Genomic DNA, 4,265 nt, shown 5'->3' on the forward strand with positions numbered 1-4,265 from the left:
CTAGGAGATGATTTCAGGCATTGCAGCCCTATTTCACTCCTAAACGTCTCGCACATCGCCGTTACTCTTTACGCAATTGTTAAGGAGTCATTAAGATTTCCGATTTTGCGTTTTGACTTTGAGTTCCCTGCCTTGTTTTGTATATTTCTATACAAAACTTTGGGACATATAAACAGTTGTAGGGATGGTCATAAGCGAGCTTCTTATATTCAACCAAGGGGTTGAAATCCCCACCAGGCGGTTATTTCCGGCATTGCAGCCCTATTTCATGCCTGAACGTATCGCACTTACACCTCTATCATTACATATTAGGCACTACCGTTACGAGCAATGACTAACATTTGTTGGTTATCTCCTCTAAAGAATCCTCGTGGCTTTAGCCCGATGGAGTGTCAACAGACTTATAAACTAGGAGCCATCCACCCCCGTAGAAAGTAATAAAAAGTAGCGAGATATTCATCAACGACACGGGTACTGAGAACCAAAGCATCAGCATTAGGGGCGAAATCTTGGAAAGAAACCCTATCTTTACGTTTGCCATAGGGAATAAAAGTCGAAAAATTAGTGGGAGCCGGAATTACTTTTAAACCCACTTGAGTAAATGCGAGGGCGGCGCGCCGCATTTCTAAGGCTGAAGTCACTAAAATTATAGTTCTTCCTAACCGCCTTTTCTCCATGATGTCTTTGACTTCTAGGGCTTCTTCCCGGATTGTATGGCTTTCAGTTGCCAGAAGAATATCACGAGGCAAAACTCCCATATAAATCAATAACTGTTGAATATCTTTGGCTTCATTAGTGGGATGAATTAACTCATGGCGATCGCCTGCTGCGATAATCACCAAACGAGCTAAACGTTCCCGATAAAGTTCTGCGGTATAGGGAATGCGATCGCCTGTAGCCGTGAGTTGAATCTGAGTTCTGTAGGGCAATTTAGGCTGTGTTGTCCCCCGTCCTAACAAAACAATTGCCCCGGCTCTTTCCCCACAACATAAATCAGTTTGAACTGTTTGCACAGCCACCCTTTCCACTTGCAAAGCCAACCATTGAGCTAAAACGGGGGTACTCGATAAAATCAGAATTAATAATGCAGTTAAAATTAAATTAGGAGCCGGATTTTTAATCCCGCCATTGGTAATCAAAGCCGAAGCAATGGTTAATAGTAAAATTGATAAACCCAGGGGCCTTAGAAAAATCGCTAAAAGCTGAATAACAGATCTACCAACCTGGCTATCAGGAGCGATAAAAGTGACTATAAGTAAAGTGAGAGTTAGTAAAAAAAACAGCCGACTAACTAAGCTATTTTCTTTGCCTGCTAACAGTTTCCAAATTCTAAAAGAAATGGTAATCAGTAGCAGTAAAACCAGAACTTGGGTGAGTAATACAAACATCATTTTTTCCCTTCATGGTTGACGGTGGAGAATCCCACATCATATCACCCCTTGATTTTTCCTGATCTACCCCAAATCAAATATCACTGAGTGCTTTAGGGACTGAGGAAAACGAGAGCCGTATAACTAACAAATAGCATACGGCTCAAGTTTATACTAAAAATGGGCTCCCTTGGCAATAGTTTCGCCAAATTGCCTACTAACTATACAGTTTGAGCGATCGCATCAGCCACCGTTTGCGCCACCTGCACCCGCGCATAAAACTTATCATTACCGGAAACCAAAGTCCAAGGAGCCCTAGGGGTATTAGTCCGATGCACCATTTGGTTGACGGCTACCTCATAACAAGACCATTTTTCCCGGTTCCGCCAGTCCTCATCTGTGAGTTTATATTGCTTAAACGGATTATTCTCGCGTTCAGTAAACCTTTCAAGTTGGGTATCCGGGTCAATATGTAACCAAAACTTCAGCAAAATATAACCCGCCGTAGTCAGTTGTTCCTCAAACTCATTAATTTCTCGATAGGCGCGTCGCCATTGTCTTTCGGAAGCAAATCCCTCAATTCGTTCGACTAAGACCCGACCATACCAACTGCGGTCAAAAACACCAATTTTTCCGGCCGGCGGGAGTTTACGCCAGAACCGCCACAGATAATGATGTACCTTTTCTTCATCAGTGGGAGCAGCAAAAGGATGCACTTCATAGCTGCGCGGATCAAGAATATCGGTTAAACGCTTAATCGCTCCCCCTTTTCCCGCCGCGTCCCATCCCTCAAATATGGCTAAAACCGGGATTTGCTTTTCAAAAATCATTTGCTGCATCTTACCTAAGCGAACCTGTTGTTCCCGCAACTGTTCCTTATAGTCATCCTCTGACAAGGACAAACTCAGATCCACAGCAGCCAGGGGTTGCGGATCGGTAGGTTCTAGGTGTTCTTGGGGAGGAGTAAAAATAGGCGGCGGTTGCACTTCCAGCCGCCCTAGGGTCTCTTTGATGGTAGACACCATTTTAGATAGTACCTTGACCCTACACCACCGTTTATCATCCCCTTCTACTAAGGTCCAGGGAACTACGCCGGTGCTAGTGTGAATTACCATCTCTTCGGCATAGGAACTATAAGTATCATAGTTTTTCGCCTGCTCCCAGTCTTCGGGACGCACCCGCCATGCTTCTAGTTCATCGTTGGTGGCTTTTTTTAGGCGACGCTTGAGTTCTTTTTTGCTCAAGTGAATCCAAAATTTGGCGATCGCCGCCCCATCGTCAATCATTTGACGCTCAAAAGCATTAATTTGACGCATTGCCATCGCTACATTAGCAGATGGCAGTCTCTCAAATAGACGATCTTCCAGAACATGGGTATACCAACTGTGGTAAAAAATCCCGATTTTCCCATAACCTGGGAACTCTTGCCAAAATCTCCACATGAATGGATACAACCGCTCCTGTTCGGTCGGGGGCCACACCGGAATCACTTTGAACCCACGAGGGTCCATATAGCTAACCATTTTTTTGACTAGAGAACCCTTACCCGCCGCCGCCCAACCCTCCAGGACGATAATCACAGGTAGTTTTTTTTCCCAGCAGATTTGCTGTAGCGATCGCAGCTCCCGCATCAGTCCTTCCGTCTGAGTCTTATAGCTTTCTTTATCTAGCGAAAGCTCCAGGTTTAGTGTGTTGAGCATGAATATGAATCAATATCCGTCTAACTTACATCCAGTCTAGCAGGATCAGGAGTCCGGGAACACCCACTACACAGAACCGCCAGTCCCATTCCTTTTTAGATTATGGTTTGATGATTTTGTGATCCAAACCCGCTTCATTGCTTTTGTTAAAAAAACATTAGATTTTCACCAGAATAGCTCTGGTAACGGCTATGATAAATTTTCCCCCAAAAAAAAGTTCCGTCTGCCCAATTAACTCCCCCGGCACCTATACAGCTCAAACATAATTAGTGACCCAGATCACTTAAATTTCACAAAGAAATCACAATGTTCGGGTGTAATATATCACTGAACTTAGTTAGATAGAAGATAATATAGATACTATAGGAATTCAGACCCGACTTAGTTATCTAATCCGACATCCAACAGTTCCCAACTTTTTTACGTTCATGCAGGAAAAAAATGATGATCTCAACCAAGCAAGCCCAGTTAATTCAATTTTTACGTTGGGAATTAGCGATCCCTGCCTCTTCCATCGCCATGGCCCTCCGACATCCTGAGCAAGAATCAGGTCAACTTCCCATGATTTTATGGCAATACGGGCTAGTCACCCTAGAACAGCTTGACCGGATTTTTGATTGGCTTGAAAAGTTCGGAACCTCTCCAGATATCACCTCCCGGTCTTATTCAGACAAAAAAGCTGGTTGAGAATCAATGGACTTAGATAGCATCTCAATTACAGATGCGTCTTAGGTTCCTTGGTTTATGCCGAATTTACACACTAATAGCCAATTTATCTCAAGACTAAAATCTACCTGCATGACCTAAAAGTTTCAACTGCGAATGTTGAAAAATGATTAGATGATCACTATATATGTCGCCTCAAAGATGTTGGGGGTGAAAAAATTTTTGTATGGAGGTTTGACCAACCTTTTCTACCCTTAAAGGCTAAAACGAAAATTATAGCAACCGGTTGCTCACGATAAATCAACTATTACCGCCCAGATGATAAACATGGCTCATAGACAACAGCCTGGGACAAAAATTCAGCTATTGACCAGGTGCGTCAGTTGTCGATGCTCCGGGTAGTATCCCTATTTACCGGCTCTGACGCACCCTACGAGGTCGGTTCTCTATTGTGGGGTGACCAGGTGCGTCAGTTGTCGATGCTCCGGGTAGTATCTCTATTTACCGGCTCTGACGCACCCTACGAGGT

Annotated in this window: 3 protein-coding genes; 1 reads left to right on the forward strand and 2 read right to left on the reverse strand. The window is 43.9% G+C overall.

Going from position 1 to position 4,265, the window contains the following annotated elements; genetic code table 11:
* Positions 1 to 401: 401 nt before the first annotated feature.
* Positions 402 to 1,388, reverse strand: a complete 987-nt coding sequence (locus P5674_RS08945) for a YdcF family protein (RefSeq protein WP_006616371.1) — start codon at positions 1,386 to 1,388, stop codon at positions 402 to 404.
* A 203-nt stretch (positions 1,389 to 1,591) separates the two neighbouring features.
* Positions 1,592 to 3,070 (reverse strand): polyphosphate:AMP phosphotransferase, encoded by a 1,479-nt coding sequence (gene pap / locus P5674_RS08950; protein ID WP_006616372.1) that lies wholly within the window; start codon positions 3,068 to 3,070, stop codon positions 1,592 to 1,594.
* Between the two features lie 441 nt (positions 3,071 to 3,511).
* Here pap and P5674_RS08955 point away from each other — a divergent pair, with 441 nt between their 5' ends.
* Complete coding sequence (locus tag P5674_RS08955; RefSeq protein ID WP_006626266.1) at positions 3,512 to 3,757, forward strand: DUF2949 domain-containing protein; 246 nt, start codon at positions 3,512 to 3,514, stop codon at positions 3,755 to 3,757.
* The last annotated feature ends 508 nt before the right edge of the window (positions 3,758 to 4,265 follow it).

This window comes from Limnospira sp. PMC 289.06 (assembly GCF_032350395.1).
Taxonomy (GTDB): Bacteria; Cyanobacteriota; Cyanobacteriia; order Cyanobacteriales; family Microcoleaceae; genus Limnospira; species Limnospira platensis.